Here is a 16,594-nt window from a genome sequence, read left to right on the forward strand (position 1 = left end):
TTCACTCCGTTCCCAGCAACGCGCTTCGCGATGCACAGAATTTATGCTAATCGCATAAATTCGCGCAGTATGTCTCGGGTTTTCTGTGACCTTCGCTCACAAAAAACACCTCGCGGAATATTATCAGTGAACAGTAACGATACGACTGCATTACTGCCCGCACATCACAGCATGGGTGCAAAAGCCCGAAGTACATTCTGCATAATACGTACCGGGATTTTGCGGTTTTTGCAGAATTCCAGAGGCACTGTATGACAATCCTCCAGAGTCTGCACAAAGTCCTCCTTCATAGACCAGATCACATCATTGCCATAGATCCACACACCATCCTCAAAGTGCAGGTACAGACTGCGGTAGTCCAGATTGATGGTTCCCACCACTGCGATCTCGTCATCACACACAAAGGTTTTTGCATGGAGAAATCCGGGCTGATATTCATAAATTTTTACTCCGTTTTCCAGCAGCTGTCTGTAATAAGACTGGGTCAGTAAAAATACCAGCTTCTTATCCGGGGTACCAGGTGTCATGATCCTTACATCCACCCCGTTTTTGGCAGCCAGACATAATGCTGTCATCATTTCATTATCTATGATCAGATATGGTGTACAGATATATACATATCGTCTGGCCTTATTAATAATATTCAGATATACATTCTCCCCTACAATCTCCTCATCCAGCGGAGTGTCACAGAAGGGCTGTACAAATCCATTTCCCATAAACTGTTCCTGGTGATTTCTGTGGGGCAGATATACTTCATAGTCGATTTTCTCCTCTGTGCGTCCAATCACTGCCCACATATGGAGAAACATCACCGTCATATTCCAGACCGCTTCTCCCTTCAGCATAATAGCCGTATCTTTCCAGTGCCCGAATCGTTCTTTCTGGTTAATATACTCATCTGAAAGATTGATCCCGCCGGTAAATCCTACCCATCCGTCAATGATACACAGTTTCCTGTGGTCACGGTTATTCTGGATAATATTAAGGATCGGACGGAAAGGATTAAATACCTGGCAGGTAATTCCCTTTTTCCGAAGCTCTTCATAATATTTGTGAGGTAAGGTGGTCAGACATCCAAAACCATCATAGATCAGCCTTACATCCACTCCCTCTGCAGCCTTCTGTTCCAGAATATCCAGAATTGTCTGCCACATCACTCCGTCATTAATAATAAAATATTCGATAAAAATATATTTTTTTGCCTGCTTCAGTTCTTTTACCAATACAGGAAACATATCATCCCCAACCTGAAAATATTCAGCTGAAGTATTCTGATGTACCGGAAAATGAGAAGCACTGGAAATATAATGGGACTGCATGGCAGCAGAAGGATCTCTCTCCCAGAGGCCGCTGACAGTCTCCGGATCATCCTGCATTAATTCACTGCTCTCCTCTATCCTTTTCACGAACTGACGGTCCATAATAGATGCAATTCTGGACTTTCCAAAGAGAAAATACAGAGTTACTCCCAGAATGGGAAGACTTAAGATCAACATGGTCCAGGCCAGTTTATAAGAAGGATTGATCTCTTTGTTAACAATCCAGAGAACGATCAGTACTCCCACGATCCCGATAAATATATCCACATAACGGGAAAAGGCTGCAATCTTCAAAACCATGACAAAAATCCAGCCCAACTGAATAAGCATAGCGAATACCACATAGAAAATCCTGTTAAACAGCAGCTTCAGCAATTTTCTGAGCAACAGTAATATAAAGTTTTTCTTTTGTTTTAAATTTTCATTTTTCTCTGCCTTCAAGCCTGCTTCCTTTCCCCAAAAAATTTTCCTGTCTGCTTCATGCCCTACAGCAGATTTCGCAGCACAGTAATACTTTACAATGTTAAAAATCCCTGACATACTGCCAGGGATTTTTGCGCACAATTAATTATATTTACGTTTTCTTGCGGCTTCAGATTTCTTTTTACGACGAACGCTTGGTTTCTCGTAATGCTCTCTTTTGCGGATTTCCTGCTGAATTCCTGCTTTTGCACAGCTTCTCTTGAATCTGCGAAGAGCGCTATCTAAAGTCTCGTTCTCTTTTACGATAACGTTTGACATAGACTCACACCTAACCTCCCTCCAGTTGTAGATTGTGCTAAAATACAACTGTCTGGGTATTTTTCTTGCACAAGTGATATTATATATCATTGGCTCTTGGTTCGTCAACATCTTTTTGGTTAATTTTTGAAATTATTTTAACTGACCTTCCAGGATTCCTGCTGCTGCATCTACGGCTTCCTGAGCTTTGGCAGGGTTCTTTCCGCCGGCCTGAGCCATGTTCGGACGTCCGCCGCCGCCACCGCCTACGATAGCTGCTACTGCTTTGATCAGGTTACCTGCGTGAGCACCTGCTTTCTGTGCTGCGTCAGTAGCCATTGCAAGAAGGTTTACTTTTTCACCGTTTACTGCTGCCAGAAGGACAACACCCTCGCCAAGTTTGCCTTTCAGCTGGTCTCCAAGGTCACGAAGTCCGTTCATGTCCACTCCGTCTACTTTTGCAGCAAGGAGTTTCACACCTTTGACTTCTACTACTTTATCCATAACATCTCCCAGAGCGCCCTGAGCCAGTTTGCTCTTTAAGGATTCGTTCTCGCTGGAAAGTGCTTTTACTTCTCCCTGAAGATGTCCGATCTTCTCTACGATCTCTGCAGGATTTGCTTTCAGTGCTTTGGCTGCTTCGTGAAGCAGTTCTTCCTGTTTCTTATAGTATTCCAGAACTCCGTTGCCTGTCAGAGCTTCGATACGGCGAACACCTGCTGCGATACCGGATTCGGAAACGATCTTGAACAGCATGATGGAGCTTGTGTTTGCCACATGAGTACCACCGCAGAGTTCCTTGGAGAAGTCGCCCATGGATACCACACGTACCTTCTGGTCATATTTTTCTCCGAACAGAGCCATTGCTCCGGATTTCTTAGCCTCTTCCACATCCATAACATCTGTACGGACTTCAAGACCAGCCTGGATTTCTTTATTAACAAGCGCTTCTACCTGTGCGATCTCATCAGCTGTCATAGCCTGGAAATGAGCAAAGTCGAAACGAAGTCTGTCCGGTGTTACCAGAGAACCTTTCTGTTCTACATGACTTCCAAGAACTGTCTTTAATGCTTTCTGGAGAAGATGTGTTGCACTGTGGTTCTTCTCAGTGTCTCTTCTTGCAGCTTCATCCACTTTCAGGGAAACAGTTTCGCCTGTGGAGATCATACCGGATTCCATATGGCCAACATGACCAAATTTGCCGCCGCGAAGCTTGATGGTGTCTTCTACTACGAACTTACCGTTTGCAGTTTCGATCACACCTGTGTCACCAATCTGTCCACCCATAGTTGCATAGAATGGAGTCTGCTCTGTAAAGACAGTTCCTTTCTGGCCTTCCATCAGGGAGTTTACGATCTCTGTCTCTGTTGTAAGGACTGTTACTTTGGAATCAAAGGTAAGATGATCGTATCCTACGAATTCTGTTGTAACATTTACATCGATATCATCATATACAGTTGCATCAGCACCCATATAGTTGGTCACTTCACGGGCAGAACGTGCTTTGTTTCTCTGCTCTTCCATACATTTCTGGAAGCCTGCCTCGTCAATATCATATCCTTTTTCCTCAAGAATCTCTTTTGTAAGATCCATCGGGAATCCGTAAGTATCATATAATTTGAATGCATTTTCGCCGGAAAGTGTTTTCTCTCCTGCTGCTTTCATCTCATCTTCCATCTCTCCAAGGATACGGAGACCCTGGTCAATGGTCTTGTTGAACTGGTTTTCTTCGTTTGTGAGAACTTTAAAGATAAATTCTTTCTTCTCTTCCAGCTCCGGATATCCTGCTTTGGAACCATTGATCACTTCTTCACTTAATTTTGCAAGGAAGGTGCCTTCGATGCCAAGAAGACGTCCGTGACGTGCTGCACGACGGATCAGACGGCGAAGTACATAGCCGCGGCCTTCGTTTGTAGGCATGATACCGTCGGAGATCATAAATGTTGCAGAACGGATATGGTCTGTGATCAGACGGATGGATACGTCATCGTTATAGTTCTTCTCGTATTCTTTTCCGGAGATTTCACATACCAGGTTACGCAGTGCACAGATGGTATCTACATCGAAAATGGAATCTACGTCCTGCACAACAACTGCCAGACGTTCCAGACCCATACCTGTATCAATGTTCTTCTGTTTCAGTGTTGTATAATTTCCGTTACCATCGTTCTCAAACTGGGTAAATACGTTGTTCCATACTTCCATGTAACGGTCGCAGTCACAGCCTACTGTACAGCCAGGTTTCCCGCAACCGTATTTCTCTCCACGGTCATAGTAGATTTCTGAACATGGACCACAGGGACCTGCGCCATGCTCCCAGAAGTTATCTTCTTTTCCAAAACGGAAAATTCTGTCAGCAGGGATTCCGATTTCTTTGTTCCAGATGTCAAATGCTTCATCATCTTCCAGATATACAGAAGGATAAAGACGGTCTGCATCCAGTCCTACTACCTCTGTAAGGAATTCCCAGGACCAGTGGATGGCTTCTGTCTTGAAATAGTCACCAAAGGAGAAGTTACCAAGCATCTCAAAGAATGTACCGTGGCGTGCAGTTTTACCTACATTCTCGATATCACCTGTACGGATACATTTCTGGCAGGTACTTACTCTTGTTCTCGGCGGGATTTCAGCACCTGTAAAATATGGTTTCAGCGGAGCCATACCTGCATTGATCAGCAGAAGACTCTTATCTCCCTGTGGTACCAGGGAAAAGCTTTTCATTACCAGATGTCCTTTGCTTTCCATGAAGTCCAGGAACATCTGACGAAGTTCGTTTACTCCGTATTTCTTCATAATCTTTTCCTCCTGAAGTCGGCGGAACCATCAGTATCCGCCGATATTTCTATAATGAATTTTTTATTTTGCCAGAACTTTATTAAATTTCTTTTTGCCTTTTTTCAGCACTACACCTTCACCTGTAAGTGCATCTTTGGCAACTGTGTATTTCACATCTGTGATCTTCTCACCGTCAATGGAAACACCGCCCTGCTCAATGGCACGGCGTCCCTCGGAACGTGTTGGAACCATTCCTGCTTTTACAAGCATGGAGATCAGATCGATTGTTCCTTCCTCTGAGAAGTCTTCGTCTGCAAGCTCAGTTGTCGGCATATGTGCTGTGTCAGCGCCGCCTGCAAAAAGTGCTCTTGCGCCTTCCTGCGCTTTCTTTGCTTCCTCTTCGCCGTGAACCAGATTTGTCAGCTCGTATGCAAGGATTTCTTTTGCTTTATTTAACTGGCTTCCTTCCCATTTCGCCATCTCGTCAATTTCTTCTAATGGAAGGAATGTGAGGAGACGCATACATTTGATAACATCTGCATCATCCACGTTTCTCCAGTACTGATAGAAATCGAAAGGAGAAGTTTTCTCCGGATCAAGCCATACAGCACCAGACTGTGTTTTACCCATCTTCTTGCCTTCGGAGTTCAGAAGAAGTGTGATCGTCATGGCATAGGCATCTTTGCCAAGCTTACGGCGGATCAGCTCTGTACCGCCAAGCATATTTGCCCACTGGTCATCGCCACCGAACTGCATGGTACAGCCGTATTTCTGATATAACATGTAGAAGTCATAGCTCTGCATGATCATATAGTTAAATTCAAGGAATGTAAGTCCACGTTCCATACGCTGTTTGTAGCATTCATGAGAAAGCATACGGTTTACAGAGAAATGTGGTCCAACATCACGGAGTACCTCTACGTAATTTAAGTTCATCAGCCAGTCTGCATTGTTTACCATTAATGCCTTGCCGTCTGAGAAGTCGATAAAACGCTCCATCTGTTTCTTGAAGCAGTCAATGTTGTGCTGGATTGTCTCCACTGTCATCATCTGACGCATATCAGATCTTCCGGACGGGTCACCGATCATACCGGTTCCGCCGCCTAATAATGCGATTGGTTTATTTCCTGCCATCTGCAGACGTTTCATCAGGCAGAGCGCCATAAAATGTCCCACATGAAGGCTGTCTGCGGTAGGGTCAAAGCCAATGTAAAATGTGGCTTTTCCATTATTTACCATTTCTTTGATCTCTTCTTCGTCTGTTACCTGGGCAATCAGACCACGGGCTTTCAGCTCGTCCCAAACTGTCATTGTTTGTTTCCTCCTCGTAATATAACTAAAATAACCCGGTTCCTCTGTCCGTTTAGGACGAGAACCGGGTCTCGCGTTACCACCTAAATTTACAGAAAACTCGCATTTTCTGCCTCCATAAGTGAATGATATAAAGTCACTGCCAGAGTATCTTCCCGGCCAGACCTTTCACTTAAGCAAATTAACGGATGCCAAACCGCTGCAGCCTACTGTTCTCAGAAACATTCGATCCGGAAGTTTCGGTGCAGAGCTCCGGGAGGTATTCACACGGTTCCCTCAGGCGCCTCTCACCAGCCGGCTGCTCTCTGTCTGCTTTCCACGTGCTACTATTTCCCATCTGTGCCTTTACTTTCATATAGCCGTCAGGATTAGAATAGGGAATTACTCTTTTCCTGACTGTCTTATCTATCTGCAAGTATACAAATACAGATTTTGTTTGTCAAGAAATTTTACAGATAATTTCGTTTTTCTCTGTCAACTTAAAGTGTTAATGTGTCAGCCTGATATCCAGTCTACAAAGAACATATGACCCTTGTACTGTTCATAATCCAGTTTGCTGAAATTCAGGTTCTGCGCCCAGAAGGCCTGAGGAGTCATAAAGAATTTATAATCAAAATCCTTTTTCTTAAATCCGGGCAGAGTTCTGGCAGTTCCTTTATTAATATAATCATTAAACATTGCCATTGCCGCTTTTGCAGCTGCATAGGCATTGGTTCTGTCTTCAAACTGTCCCTTCAGTCGTTTGATCAGAGCACCGTCAATCACAACTGCATACTGGTTCGGTTTTCCCTGATATACCACATAACGGATCTGTGACGGAAATTCCTTATACTTGTCCACTGTACAGTTCAGCACACAGAGAGCCACTGCTTCCATACCCACAAGCCCCTGGTCTCCTGCCTCCGCATCACATACTGCAGCCAGCAGATCCAGGTCAGAAACTGTGCCGTCAGCAATTCCCGGATGCTCCAGAAACTCTTTCTCCATATAATACCATTTATTATTTTTAGCATCAAATACCTTGACATACTTTCCATCTATCACATAGTTGGAATCTACTTTAGACGCCACACCGTTTTCATCAAACTTGTAAGTAGCGCCGTCAATAGCCCGCACATCATTTACAACCATGGCACCTGAGGATTCAAAATAATATTTTTTGCCATCCTCCTCCAGCCATCCGGTTTTCATTTTGCCTGTTTTTTTGTCAAAATAATATTTCTTACTTCCGACCGTGCCAAAGCCCTTCTCATAACGGATACCTGTAGTCTTGGAGAAATAGTAGTAATCTTCTCCCACCTTCTGAAGTCCTACATACAGAATTCCCGACGTCGGATGAAAATATCTGTAATTACCTGCAGAATTCTCAACCCATCCCGTAAGCATCCTGCCGTTTGCTTTACTGAAATAACGTCTCTGTAATTTTTTATCCTGTACCCAACCGGTAGCCATCACTCCGGAACCACTGTAATAATAATATTTATATCCCTTGGCATCTGTACGCCATCCTCTGGTAAGCAGGCCTGTCTTCTCATCAAAATAACGGATATTTCCCTTGGAATCCTTCAGATTGCCGGTAACCATATAGCCTGCACCCTTGGTAAAATACCGGATCACTTTACCGCTGGAATCCTTGGCCCAGCCTTTCAGCTGAACTCCTGTAGTTCTGTTAAAATAATATTTTCTGCCATTTAGCTCCAGCCATCCTTTCTGTCTGGAACCATCCTTGTTTATGTAATAGGTTTTGCCATTCTCAGTGACAAAGCCTGTTTTGGTCGCAGCCGACACAGAAAAACACCCCAGTACAAAAACGGCGATCACAGAAAGAAGCAGGCAGCTTTTCCATATGTTTCTATGTTTCTTCATGAATACTCTCCATTCTTTTCATAGTTATTTTTCGACTTTTTATTGCATTTGTTTTTCACAATCTTTGCATTCTTTACAAAATTGTTACATATATTATATCTGAATCTCATATTAATGTCAACTTCTATTCGGTTTACTCAAACAACACATTTGAATTACTGTTCACTCCGTTCACAGTAACACATTTGATCCTGGTACATATGATAGAGTGTAAAGAAATTCTGGAGGAATCAACATGAGTGATTTAGCTGCTACAAACTGCTGCGACGACAGAGGAGGATGCGGATGCAATTCCGGTTGTGACACTAACTGTGGATGCAATATGGGCTGTGGATGCGGATGCGGAAATGGCTGTGGACTCTCCTGCGGAAACAATTCCTGCAGCAATATCCTTTGGATCATCATTCTTCTTTGTCTGTGCGGTAACAATGGATTTGGCGGAGGTAATAGCTGCGGATGCAATGACAACTGCTGGATCATTATCGTTCTCCTCTGCCTGTGTGGCAATGGCAGCGGATGCAATAACAGCTGCTGCTGACCGGCTGCCGTTATTCCCTTCCCGGGCAGAGGTTAACCCCTCTGCCTTTGGGGACGGCTATCCGATTTGTCACAACCAGATCCCGTACCTTTTTCAGCTTCTTCCTTTCTTCGCACGCATTCCAGATCTATTTCATAAAAAGAATTCCCCTCCATTATCTGTTTTTCCTTCTGATCCTTCATTTTTCCTTCCTCTTTCCTTCTGTTTATAATTTATTATATGTCGCAGCTGTCTGCTTCGCCATAACTATTGCCCGGTTTCCGTCATAATTCCTTCATATCTTGATAGCAAAGCTCATAAACTGTTAGGGGCAAAAAATCTCAGGCCCGTCATCAATCATAAACAAAAAGGAGCATCATCATGAATCAGGATTTTATTTCCCAGACTCCTCTGGATCAGATCACAGGTACTGATTACGGACAGATGCTGAAGGCTGCTATTCCTTACCTGCCTGCCAGAAGCCGCCAGATTCTCTCTATTTATGAAAAAGCAATGGAATTTCGAAATACAGTTTCTATTTTTGGAAAAAAGAATTACGAATCCGACCTGACTGCTGCAAGTACTGCAGACGCAGATCCCATGGATATGCTTAACGATATCCGCAGCTTTTGCTACGGTCCTGCCAGGTCGAAGCTGGATCAGCTTGTGAATATGATGGCAATGGTTCAAATAGTAAATATCATAAACCAGCCGGAATACAGAAAGGAGGATTCCAATGAAGGATCCCTTAAATAATAACCTGAATGATAACTGGATCAACAATCCAAAGCTTGCAGATATAGACAAAACCAAGCTGGAAATGCTCCGCAGCCTGGCTTCTCAGGGAAATACAAAAGGCGCCGGTGAACTCCTGCCTTTCCTGTTGGGAGCAGCCTCCCAGGGGAAGAAAAGCGGTATGAACTTCAGCGCCAGTGAAATCTCAACAATCATTGATGTGTTAAAAGCAGGGAAATCTCCTCAGGAGATTCAAAAGCTTGACAAGGTAGTTCAGCTAATGAAGATGATACGCTGAATTTCTTTGTCAGTCCTGCATTTTATCAGTCCTGCATGGATAATACTTTCTTGTTCTGCCAGATATAAGTGATCAGAGAAATAATAGTCAAAGCTACTGACAGCCAGATGAAAATCTGTGCCAGCACGTCAAACACACCTCCCAGATCTGCCAGAAGAAGAATAATCATGATCATCTGAGAAACGGTTTTGAACTTGCCCCAGTAATTCGCCGCAATTACAATTCCATTCTCTGCTGCAATCAGGCGGAAACCACTGATAATAAATTCTCTTGCGATAATGATGATCACAATCCATGCTGGAAGCTTATCCAGCTCAATAAAACAAATCATAGCAGAGCAGACCAGAAGCTTGTCTGCCAGAGGATCCATAAATTTTCCGAAATTTGTTACCAGATTATTTTTTCTGGCAATCTTACCGTCAAACCAGTCTGTAACACTGGCTACCACAAAAATAGCCAGGGATATATAGCGGTTTCCTTCTCCGCCCCATCCTGTAAGCATAAACAACACCAGAAATGGTACAAAGATCATTCTGGCAACTGTCAATTTATTCGGTGTATTCATCTGCCAACACTCCTATCAAATCATATTCCAACGCACCGGTCACACGTACCTTTGCAAAATCACCAGTCATCAGAAGTTCCCCGGTCTGCACAAAGATATAACCGTCCACCTTCGGTGCGTCTCCATAGGTTCTGCCGATATAGGCGCTTTCATCTGCTACCTTGCCCTCAATCATGACAAGCAGCTCCTGGCCAATACGGTCCGTCCCCTTATCATAAGAAATCTCCTGTTGGAGCTCCATGATCTCATCCCTTCGTTCTTCCTTGATCTCCTCAGGAATCTGGTCCGGCATTCCTGCAGCAGGAGTATCCTCCTCAGCTGAGTAAGTAAATACTCCCAGTCTGTCAAACTCCATTTCGTCTACAAATTCCATCAGTTCCTCATGGTCTTCCTCAGTTTCACCGGGAAATCCTGTGATCAGAGTCGTTCTCAGAACAATGTCCGGAATTTCTCCCCGGAGTTTATTTACAATATCCACCAGTTCTGCCCTGGTGGTACGTCTTCCCATACGCTTCAGGATCCTGTCGCTGGCATGCTGAATGGGAAGATCCAGATAATGACATATCTTTTTCTCTTCTTTCATGGTCTGAATCAGTTCATCATAAATCTCTTCCGGGTAGCAGTATAACACCCGGATCCAACGGATTCCGCTGATCTTACATAATTCCTTCAAAAGAACATGAAGAGATTTTTTTCCGTAAATATCTGTACCGTATACTGTAGTCTCCTGTGCTACCAGTATCAGTTCTTTCACACCTTCCTCAGCCATTTCTCTGGCCTGGGTAAGCAGGCGCTCCATAGGAACGCTTCGGAATTTACCTCTAAGCTTTGGAATAATACAATAAGTGCAGTGCTTGTCACAGCCTTCTGCTATCTTCAGGTATCCAAAATGGCCGCCTGTAGTCAGGACACGCCTGCCCAGGCTTTCCGGCAGATAATCAATACTCTTGAATTCCTGAAACTGTTTCCCATCCACTGCTTCCTGGATTGCTCTGTAAATATCCTCATAGGAAGTGGTTCCCAGTACTGCATCTACCTCCGGAACCTCTTCAGTGATTTCATTTTTGTAACGCTGAGCCATACATCCGGTGACGATCAGAGCCTTACAGCTTCCTGCCTTTTTATACTCTGCCATCTCCAGGATTGTATTTACGCTCTCTTCCTTAGCATCATTAATAAAGCAGCAGGTATTGATAATGATCACCTCTGCCAGTGTTTCATCATCTACGATCTCAAATCCTTTTCTGGTCAGAAGTCCAAGCATTTCCTCAGAATCTACCAGATTCTTATCGCAGCCTAATGATACAAATAATAGCTTCATATAATCTCCCAATCAGTTTTCTTCTGTCTCAGCTTCTGCCACAGCCTCTGTCTCTTCCACAGCTGCCTCTGTCTGTACAGCTTCTGCTGTTTCTTCTGTCTCCTCTTCAGGTGCCAGGATCTTTATCTGTCCCTGATATAATTCATCAATAGCAACAGAAAGTGGCTTTTTACCTGCTGCACCAGCTACCATAGGTTTTGCTCCTGCGATCAGCTGACGTGCACGCTTGCTGGCAGCAAGTACCAGGGAATAGCGGCTGTTGATGGACATTGTGGTATCATCGTCCTCATTGTTTGTGTTGATTGCCTCAATTAATTCTGTATAAGATGGATGTATCATTTATATTCTCCTTTCATTTTTAATGGCTTTGCCATATAGTTATCTTTTATTTCTGAAAAGCTTTTGTCTGTCTCTGGATGTCCTCAATAAAATCAATATTTCTGGATGCTCTGGAATGCTCACTTACAATAATATCATGAAGATGATCCACACATTCCTCCACATCATCGTTAACCAGAATATAATCATACTGATCCATGCCTTTTGCTTCCTCTCCAGCTCTGGCCAGCCGGTCTGCAATTACCTGATCAGTTTCTGTTCCTCTGCCTTTGAGACGCTTTTCCAGCTCTGCCACTGTAGGCGGAGTTACAAATACCAGTAAAGCCTCCGGTATTTTTTCTTTTACCTTCATTGCCCCCTGGATTTCAATCTCCAGGATCACATTCCTGCCTGCTGAAAGCTGCTCTTCTACATAAGAACGGGGAGTACCGTAATAATTCTCCACATACTGGGCATATTCGATCAGCGCGTCCTCCCTGATCAGCTGCTCAAACTCTTCCCTGCTGCGGAAAAAGTAGGCAATACCGTCTTCCTCACCTGGGCGGGGTGCTCTGGTAGTCACGGAAACAGACAGTGCATAGTCATCATATTTCTCAAGAAGACGCTTCATCACTGTGCCTTTACCTGCACCTGAAAAGCCGGAAACTACAACTAAAATTCCTTTACTCATGAACTTCTCCCTTATCTTCATATTCATATATTTCTGCAAACCTGCGGGCGATGGTTTCAGGCTGCAGTGCGCTGAGCACCAGATAATCATCACTGGTAACGATCACTGCTTTGGTTTTCCTGCCCTGGGTTGCATCGATCAATGACCTGGTTCCTCTGACGCTCTGCACCATACGCTTCACCGGTGCAGCATCAGGGCTGACCACAGCCACGATTTTCTGTGAATTCACTACATTTCCAAATCCTATATTGATCAGTCTGGCCACCATCATCCATCCTTTTTATTCTATATTCTGGATCTGTTCCCTTATTTTCTCGATTTCTGTCTTCAGGTCTATGGCTATATCAGAAATCTCCATATCACTGGATTTGGACAGGATGGTATTTGCTTCTCTGTTCATCTCCTGTGCCATGAAGTCCAGCTTTCGTCCAATCCCCTCTGTCTCTGTGGTAAGCATTTTCTTCATGTTTTTCACATGACTGTGCAGACGTACTGTTTCCTCATCATTACAGATTTTATCAGAGAAAAGAATAACCTCTGCTGCGATCCTGTTGTCATCAATCTGAGTGTCCTCAAGAAGCTCGAAAACTTTGGCTTCCAGCTTTGTCCTGTAGGCATTTACCACCTCAGGAGAACGTTCTTCTATACGGGTAACCTTCTTGTCCAGGCCATCCAGTTTTTCCAGAAGATCTTTCTCCAGGTTGTGTCCCTCCTGGGTACGGGTCTGAACGAATTTCTCACAGGCTTCCCGCACCGGCGGCTCCAGTATGCTCCACAGTTCTTCTTCATCTACGGACTGTTCTTCCATAGTAAGGATATCCGGGTATCGGGAGAGGGTGCTGACTTTTATGTCATAGTCCAGGTCAAAGTCCTGCTGGATCTGCTTCAGGCAGGCTATATATTCGGCTGCCAGCTCTTTGTTGTATTTCAGAGTGCCGTTGTTTATGGTATAGTCTTCGTATGTGATATAAACGTCTACCTTACCTCTCTGGATATAAGTTTTCATCAGATTTCGGATGGAGCCTTCCAGAAAGCTGAGTTTCTTTGGCATTTTGATACTCAGATCCAGATATCTGTGGTTAACGGATTTGAGTTCGATGGTTATTTTTCGTTCATCGGTTACGACTTCTGAGCGGCCGAAACCTGTCATACTTTTTATCATGTTTTTTCTCTCTTTGTGGGTCTGTTTTAAAAGTATTGGGGTGTAAAATTTACATACAGATTTATTATAGTTCATTATGAAATCTTAGTCAAATATTTTTTGTGGTTTTGGGGGTATGCTTGAATCCTTGATTGTGAGACGTGGGGTATGGTATACTATAGGAACGCAGGAGAAACGTCATGTCCGGGGCGCGGTTTCGGAGTTTAGTAGTTCTAAGTGTGTGAAAGACTGCTAAGTGCATTCGCCCAAAGCTCAAACTCGCTGACGCTCAGACAGTGAGGCTTTGGGCTCATAACGCAGTCTTCCACGCACTAAGAACTACACAACTCCTGCAAATGCGCCCCGGACATGACGTTTCTCCTGCTGGCTATGCTATGGGGACAGGAATAAGATTGCGGGGATTTGTTTGTCTTTCTTATATGTATAAATTTTAATTAGGAGTGTGTATGTATGGCATTTGATGGAATTACCATTGCGGCGATGGTGGCGGAGCTGCATTTGAATTTGGATGGGGGCAGGTTTAATAAGATTGCTCAGCCGGAGGCGGATGAGTTGTTGATTACGGGGAAGGGGGCGAATGGGCAGTGCAGGCTGCTTTTGTCGGCCAGTGCTTCGCTTCCGCTTATTTATTTTACGTCTAAGAATAAGGTAAGTCCTCTGACTGCGCCCAATTTCTGTATGCTGCTGCGTAAGCATATTGGCAGTGCGCGTATTTCCGGGATCAGGCAGCCGGGGCTGGAGCGTGTGGTGAAGTTTGAGCTGGAGCATCTGAATGAGCTGGGGGATCCCTGTAAGAAGGTTCTGATCATGGAGCTGATGGGGAAACACAGTAATATTATTTTCTGTGATGATCAGAGGATGATTCTGGACAGTATTAAGCATGTTTCTTCTCATATGAGTTCTGTAAGGGAGGTTCTTCCGGGAAGGGAATATTTTATTCCGAAAACTCAGGATAAGCTGGATCCGCTGTCTGTAAGTGAGGAGGATTTTATAAGGGTTATCTGCAGTAAGCCTTGTAATATTTCCAAGGCGATCTACTCTTCTCTCACCGGACTTAGTCCTGTTGTTGCAGAGGAAATCTGCTACAGGGCTTCCATTGACGGCAGTGATGCGGCGCAGTCACTGGATGAAGCAGCCCAGGTGCATCTGTACCATACCTTCAGCAGACTGATGGAGCAGGTTAAGGAATGTGATTTTACCCCCAACATTGTGTTCCGGGGTGAGGAGCCTGTGGAGTATGGGGTGTTTCTTTTTCAGCAGTATGGGGCTGAGTATCATGCTGAGACCTTTGACAGTGTGTCTGCCATGCTGGAAACTTATTATGCGAAAAAGAATACTCTTTCACGTATTCATCAGAAGTCTGCAGATCTGCGCCGGATTGTACAGACTGCCCTGGAGCGCAACCGCAAGAAGCTGATACTGCAGGAGAAGCAGATGAAGGATACTGCCAAAAAGGACAAGTATAAAATCTATGGAGAGCTGATCAATACTTATGGTTATGGCCTGGAGGATGGCTGTAAGTCATTTAAGGCTGTGAACTATTATAATAATGAAGAAGTTATCATTCCTCTGGATCCTACCATGACTCCTGCCGAAAATTCCAAGAAATATTTTGACAAATACGGCAAATTGAAACGTACGGAGGAGGCTCTTAAGGAACAGCTTGAAGAGACAAGAAGTGAGATCGATCATCTAGAGTCTATCTCCAATGCCCTGGATATTGCGCTGGCTGAAAGCGATCTGTCCCAGATCAAGGAGGAGCTGGCAGAATGCGGCTATATCAAGAAGCATTATGATCGAAAAAAAGGCCAGAAAATGCAGACCAAATCCAAGCCCTTCCACTATGTCACAGAGGATGGCTATGATATTTATGTAGGGAAAAATAATTTCCAGAATGATGAACTTACCTTTAAGTTTGCCACAGGAAATGACTGGTGGTTTCATGCGAAGAAGATGGCCGGTTCCCATGTTGTGGTAAAATCCAGGGACGGAGAGCTGCCGGATCATATTTTTGAGATTGCAGGACAGCTTGCAGCATATTATTCCAAAGGACGTACTGCACCAAAGGTGGAAATTGATTATATCCAGAAAAAACAGGTAAAAAAACCGGCAGGTGCCAAGCCTGGCTTTGTGGTTTATTATACCAATTATTCTCTGATGGCAGAGCCCTCCCTGGCGGGAGTCAGGGAAATCTGATATTTCACTGATTTTTCTGTTTCCGGCAAAAAAATACCATCCTGTACTATTTTTCAGTACAGAATGGTATTTTTTTATCTTACTGCATTATTCTTCTTATTTTTACCCAGATATGCAGCCTTTACTGACTCATCGGATGCAAGCTCCTCTCCTGTTCCGGACAGGGTGATGGTTCCAGTTTCCATTACGTAGCCATGGTGAGCTGCACGGAGAGCCATATTGGCATTCTGTTCTACCAGCAGGATAGTTTTTCCCTGCTTATTGATCTCGCGGATAATATCAAACACGCCCTTAACAACAATAGGTGCCAGTCCCAGCGAGGGCTCATCCATCATGATAATATCCGGTCTGGACATAAGGGCCCGGGCAATGGCCAGCATCTGCTGTTCACCACCGGATAGAGTTCCTGCCAGCTGCCAGTTTCTTTCCTTTAATCTGGGGAACAGATCATAACACCAGTTGATGTCCTCTTCCAGGCTGTCCTTGCGCATATATGCACCGATCTTTAAATTCTCCAGCACTGTAAGATCTGCAAAAACGCGACGTCCTTCCGGAACCAGGGTAATTCCCTGACTTACGATCTGTTCCGGAGTTTTTCCTGCGATCTCACTTCCATTTAATTTGATGCTGCCAGTCTTTGGCTTTACCAGACCTACAATAGAACGCAGGGTGGAGCTTTTGCCGGCACCGTTGGCTCCGATCAGGGTTACGATCTCCCCCTTCGGGACCTGAAAGCTGATGTTTTTTACAGCCTTAATGCCGCCATAGCTTACGCTTAAATCCTTTACTTCCAAAAT

General features: G+C 44.3%; 17 protein-coding genes and 1 other annotated feature. Of the genes, 4 read left to right on the forward strand and 13 right to left on the reverse strand.

What is annotated here, in order from left to right; translation table 11 throughout:
• Positions 1 to 164: 164 nt before the first annotated feature.
• The 5 genes from cls to ACTNDS_RS13990 form a co-directional block, all read right to left on the reverse strand.
• Entirely contained in the window at positions 165 to 1,652 is a 1,488-nt protein-coding gene (gene cls / locus ACTNDS_RS13970; RefSeq protein ID WP_173742609.1) for a cardiolipin synthase, read from the reverse strand.
• Between the two features lie 234 nt (positions 1,653 to 1,886).
• The gene (gene rpsU / locus ACTNDS_RS13975) at positions 1,887 to 2,063 is read right to left on the reverse strand and encodes a 30S ribosomal protein S21 (protein ID WP_004222305.1); all 177 of its coding nucleotides are present in this window, start codon (positions 2,061 to 2,063) and stop codon (positions 1,887 to 1,889) included.
• Between the two features lie 132 nt (positions 2,064 to 2,195).
• Complete coding sequence (gene alaS, locus ACTNDS_RS13980; protein ID WP_441036451.1) at positions 2,196 to 4,835, reverse strand: alanine--tRNA ligase; 2,640 nt, start codon at positions 4,833 to 4,835, stop codon at positions 2,196 to 2,198.
• A gap of 63 nt (positions 4,836 to 4,898) precedes the next feature.
• Positions 4,899 to 6,128: a tyrosine--tRNA ligase gene (gene tyrS, locus ACTNDS_RS13985; protein ID WP_008704520.1), complete on the reverse strand. Its 1,230-nt coding sequence runs from the start codon at positions 6,126 to 6,128 to the stop codon at positions 4,899 to 4,901.
• 50 nt (positions 6,129 to 6,178) lie between these two features.
• Positions 6,179 to 6,477 (reverse strand) — a binding site (T-box leader).
• 146 nt (positions 6,478 to 6,623) lie between these two features.
• The gene (locus tag ACTNDS_RS13990; RefSeq protein ID WP_441036453.1) at positions 6,624 to 7,994 is read right to left on the reverse strand and encodes a cell wall hydrolase; all 1,371 of its coding nucleotides are present in this window, start codon (positions 7,992 to 7,994) and stop codon (positions 6,624 to 6,626) included.
• A gap of 235 nt (positions 7,995 to 8,229) precedes the next feature.
• Here ACTNDS_RS13990 and ACTNDS_RS13995 point away from each other — a divergent pair, with 235 nt between their 5' ends.
• Positions 8,230 to 8,532: a hypothetical protein gene (locus ACTNDS_RS13995; RefSeq protein WP_303242647.1), complete on the forward strand. Its 303-nt coding sequence runs from the start codon at positions 8,230 to 8,232 to the stop codon at positions 8,530 to 8,532.
• 32 nt (positions 8,533 to 8,564) lie between these two features.
• Here the strand turns inward: ACTNDS_RS13995 and ACTNDS_RS14000 are convergent, their stop codons facing one another.
• Positions 8,565 to 8,714 carry a hypothetical protein gene (locus ACTNDS_RS14000; protein ID WP_441036455.1) on the reverse strand — a complete coding sequence of 50 codons (150 nt, stop codon included), beginning with the start codon at positions 8,712 to 8,714 and terminating at the stop codon, positions 8,565 to 8,567.
• Between the two features lie 178 nt (positions 8,715 to 8,892).
• Here ACTNDS_RS14000 and ACTNDS_RS14005 point away from each other — a divergent pair, with 178 nt between their 5' ends.
• Together ACTNDS_RS14005 and ACTNDS_RS14010 are read left to right on the forward strand one after the other, a co-directional pair.
• Positions 8,893 to 9,267 (forward strand): hypothetical protein, encoded by a 375-nt coding sequence (locus tag ACTNDS_RS14005; protein ID WP_441036460.1) that lies wholly within the window; start codon positions 8,893 to 8,895, stop codon positions 9,265 to 9,267.
• Complete coding sequence (locus ACTNDS_RS14010; RefSeq protein ID WP_173742571.1) at positions 9,248 to 9,544, forward strand: hypothetical protein; 297 nt, start codon at positions 9,248 to 9,250, stop codon at positions 9,542 to 9,544. The genes ACTNDS_RS14005 and ACTNDS_RS14010 overlap by 20 nt, the downstream gene beginning before the upstream one ends.
• Positions 9,545 to 9,569: 25 nt before the next feature.
• Here the strand turns inward: ACTNDS_RS14010 and pgsA are convergent, their stop codons facing one another.
• The 6 genes from pgsA to ACTNDS_RS14040 are packed head-to-tail and all read right to left on the reverse strand — an operon-like array spanning position 9,570 to position 13,601.
• Positions 9,570 to 10,109, reverse strand: a complete 540-nt coding sequence (gene pgsA, locus ACTNDS_RS14015; protein ID WP_441036462.1) for a CDP-diacylglycerol--glycerol-3-phosphate 3-phosphatidyltransferase — start codon at positions 10,107 to 10,109, stop codon at positions 9,570 to 9,572.
• Positions 10,093 to 11,430: a 30S ribosomal protein S12 methylthiotransferase RimO gene (gene rimO, locus ACTNDS_RS14020; RefSeq protein WP_441036464.1), complete on the reverse strand. Its 1,338-nt coding sequence runs from the start codon at positions 11,428 to 11,430 to the stop codon at positions 10,093 to 10,095. Before rimO ends, pgsA begins: the two co-directional genes overlap by 17 nt.
• Before the next feature lie 12 nt (positions 11,431 to 11,442).
• Entirely contained in the window at positions 11,443 to 11,769 is a 327-nt protein-coding gene (gene rpoZ / locus ACTNDS_RS14025; RefSeq protein ID WP_441036466.1) for a DNA-directed RNA polymerase subunit omega, read from the reverse strand.
• A 46-nt stretch (positions 11,770 to 11,815) separates the two neighbouring features.
• Positions 11,816 to 12,439: a guanylate kinase gene (gmk, locus tag ACTNDS_RS14030; protein ID WP_019161441.1), complete on the reverse strand. Its 624-nt coding sequence runs from the start codon at positions 12,437 to 12,439 to the stop codon at positions 11,816 to 11,818.
• Complete coding sequence (locus tag ACTNDS_RS14035; RefSeq protein WP_173742575.1) at positions 12,432 to 12,704, reverse strand: DUF370 domain-containing protein; 273 nt, start codon at positions 12,702 to 12,704, stop codon at positions 12,432 to 12,434. The genes gmk and ACTNDS_RS14035 overlap by 8 nt, the downstream gene beginning before the upstream one ends.
• Before the next feature lie 15 nt (positions 12,705 to 12,719).
• Positions 12,720 to 13,601 carry a YicC/YloC family endoribonuclease gene (locus tag ACTNDS_RS14040; RefSeq protein ID WP_441036468.1) on the reverse strand — a complete coding sequence of 294 codons (882 nt, stop codon included), beginning with the start codon at positions 13,599 to 13,601 and terminating at the stop codon, positions 12,720 to 12,722.
• 450 nt (positions 13,602 to 14,051) lie between these two features.
• Between ACTNDS_RS14040 and ACTNDS_RS14045 the strand changes: the two genes are divergently transcribed.
• Positions 14,052 to 15,797, forward strand: coding sequence for an Rqc2 family fibronectin-binding protein (locus tag ACTNDS_RS14045; RefSeq protein ID WP_441036470.1), 1,746 nt, complete (start codon positions 14,052 to 14,054; stop codon positions 15,795 to 15,797).
• Between the two features lie 74 nt (positions 15,798 to 15,871).
• Here ACTNDS_RS14045 and ACTNDS_RS14050 read toward each other — a convergent pair whose 3' ends face one another.
• Positions 15,872 to 16,594, reverse strand: a complete 723-nt coding sequence (locus ACTNDS_RS14050) for an ABC transporter ATP-binding protein (protein WP_441036514.1) — start codon at positions 16,592 to 16,594, stop codon at positions 15,872 to 15,874.

Source organism: Blautia sp. HCP3S3_C12 (assembly GCF_052064155.1).
Taxonomy (GTDB): Bacteria; Bacillota; Clostridia; order Lachnospirales; family Lachnospiraceae; genus Blautia_A.

Coding starts and splice junctions, on each gene's coding strand:
- cls (WP_173742609.1), bottom strand. CDS start 1,652: ATGCTTATTCAGTTGGGCTGGATTTTTGTCATGGTTTTGAAGATTGCA.
- rpsU (WP_004222305.1), bottom strand. CDS start 2,063: ATGTCAAACGTTATCGTAAAAGAGAACGAGACTTTAGATAGCGCTCTT.
- alaS (WP_441036451.1), bottom strand. CDS start 4,835: ATGAAGAAATACGGAGTAAACGAACTTCGTCAGATGTTCCTGGACTTC.
- tyrS (WP_008704520.1), bottom strand. CDS start 6,128: ATGACAGTTTGGGACGAGCTGAAAGCCCGTGGTCTGATTGCCCAGGTA.
- ACTNDS_RS13990 (WP_441036453.1), bottom strand. CDS start 7,994: ATGAAGAAACATAGAAACATATGGAAAAGCTGCCTGCTTCTTTCTGTG.
- ACTNDS_RS13995 (WP_303242647.1), top strand. CDS start 8,230: ATGAGTGATTTAGCTGCTACAAACTGCTGCGACGACAGAGGAGGATGC.
- ACTNDS_RS14000 (WP_441036455.1), bottom strand. CDS start 8,714: ATGAAGGATCAGAAGGAAAAACAGATAATGGAGGGGAATTCTTTTTAT.
- ACTNDS_RS14005 (WP_441036460.1), top strand. CDS start 8,893: ATGAATCAGGATTTTATTTCCCAGACTCCTCTGGATCAGATCACAGGT.
- ACTNDS_RS14010 (WP_173742571.1), top strand. CDS start 9,248: ATGAAGGATCCCTTAAATAATAACCTGAATGATAACTGGATCAACAAT.
- pgsA (WP_441036462.1), bottom strand. CDS start 10,109: ATGAATACACCGAATAAATTGACAGTTGCCAGAATGATCTTTGTACCA.
- rimO (WP_441036464.1), bottom strand. CDS start 11,430: ATGAAGCTATTATTTGTATCATTAGGCTGCGATAAGAATCTGGTAGAT.
- rpoZ (WP_441036466.1), bottom strand. CDS start 11,769: ATGATACATCCATCTTATACAGAATTAATTGAGGCAATCAACACAAAC.
- gmk (WP_019161441.1), bottom strand. CDS start 12,439: ATGAGTAAAGGAATTTTAGTTGTAGTTTCCGGCTTTTCAGGTGCAGGT.
- ACTNDS_RS14040 (WP_441036468.1), bottom strand. CDS start 13,601: ATGATAAAAAGTATGACAGGTTTCGGCCGCTCAGAAGTCGTAACCGAT.
- ACTNDS_RS14045 (WP_441036470.1), top strand. CDS start 14,052: ATGGCATTTGATGGAATTACCATTGCGGCGATGGTGGCGGAGCTGCAT.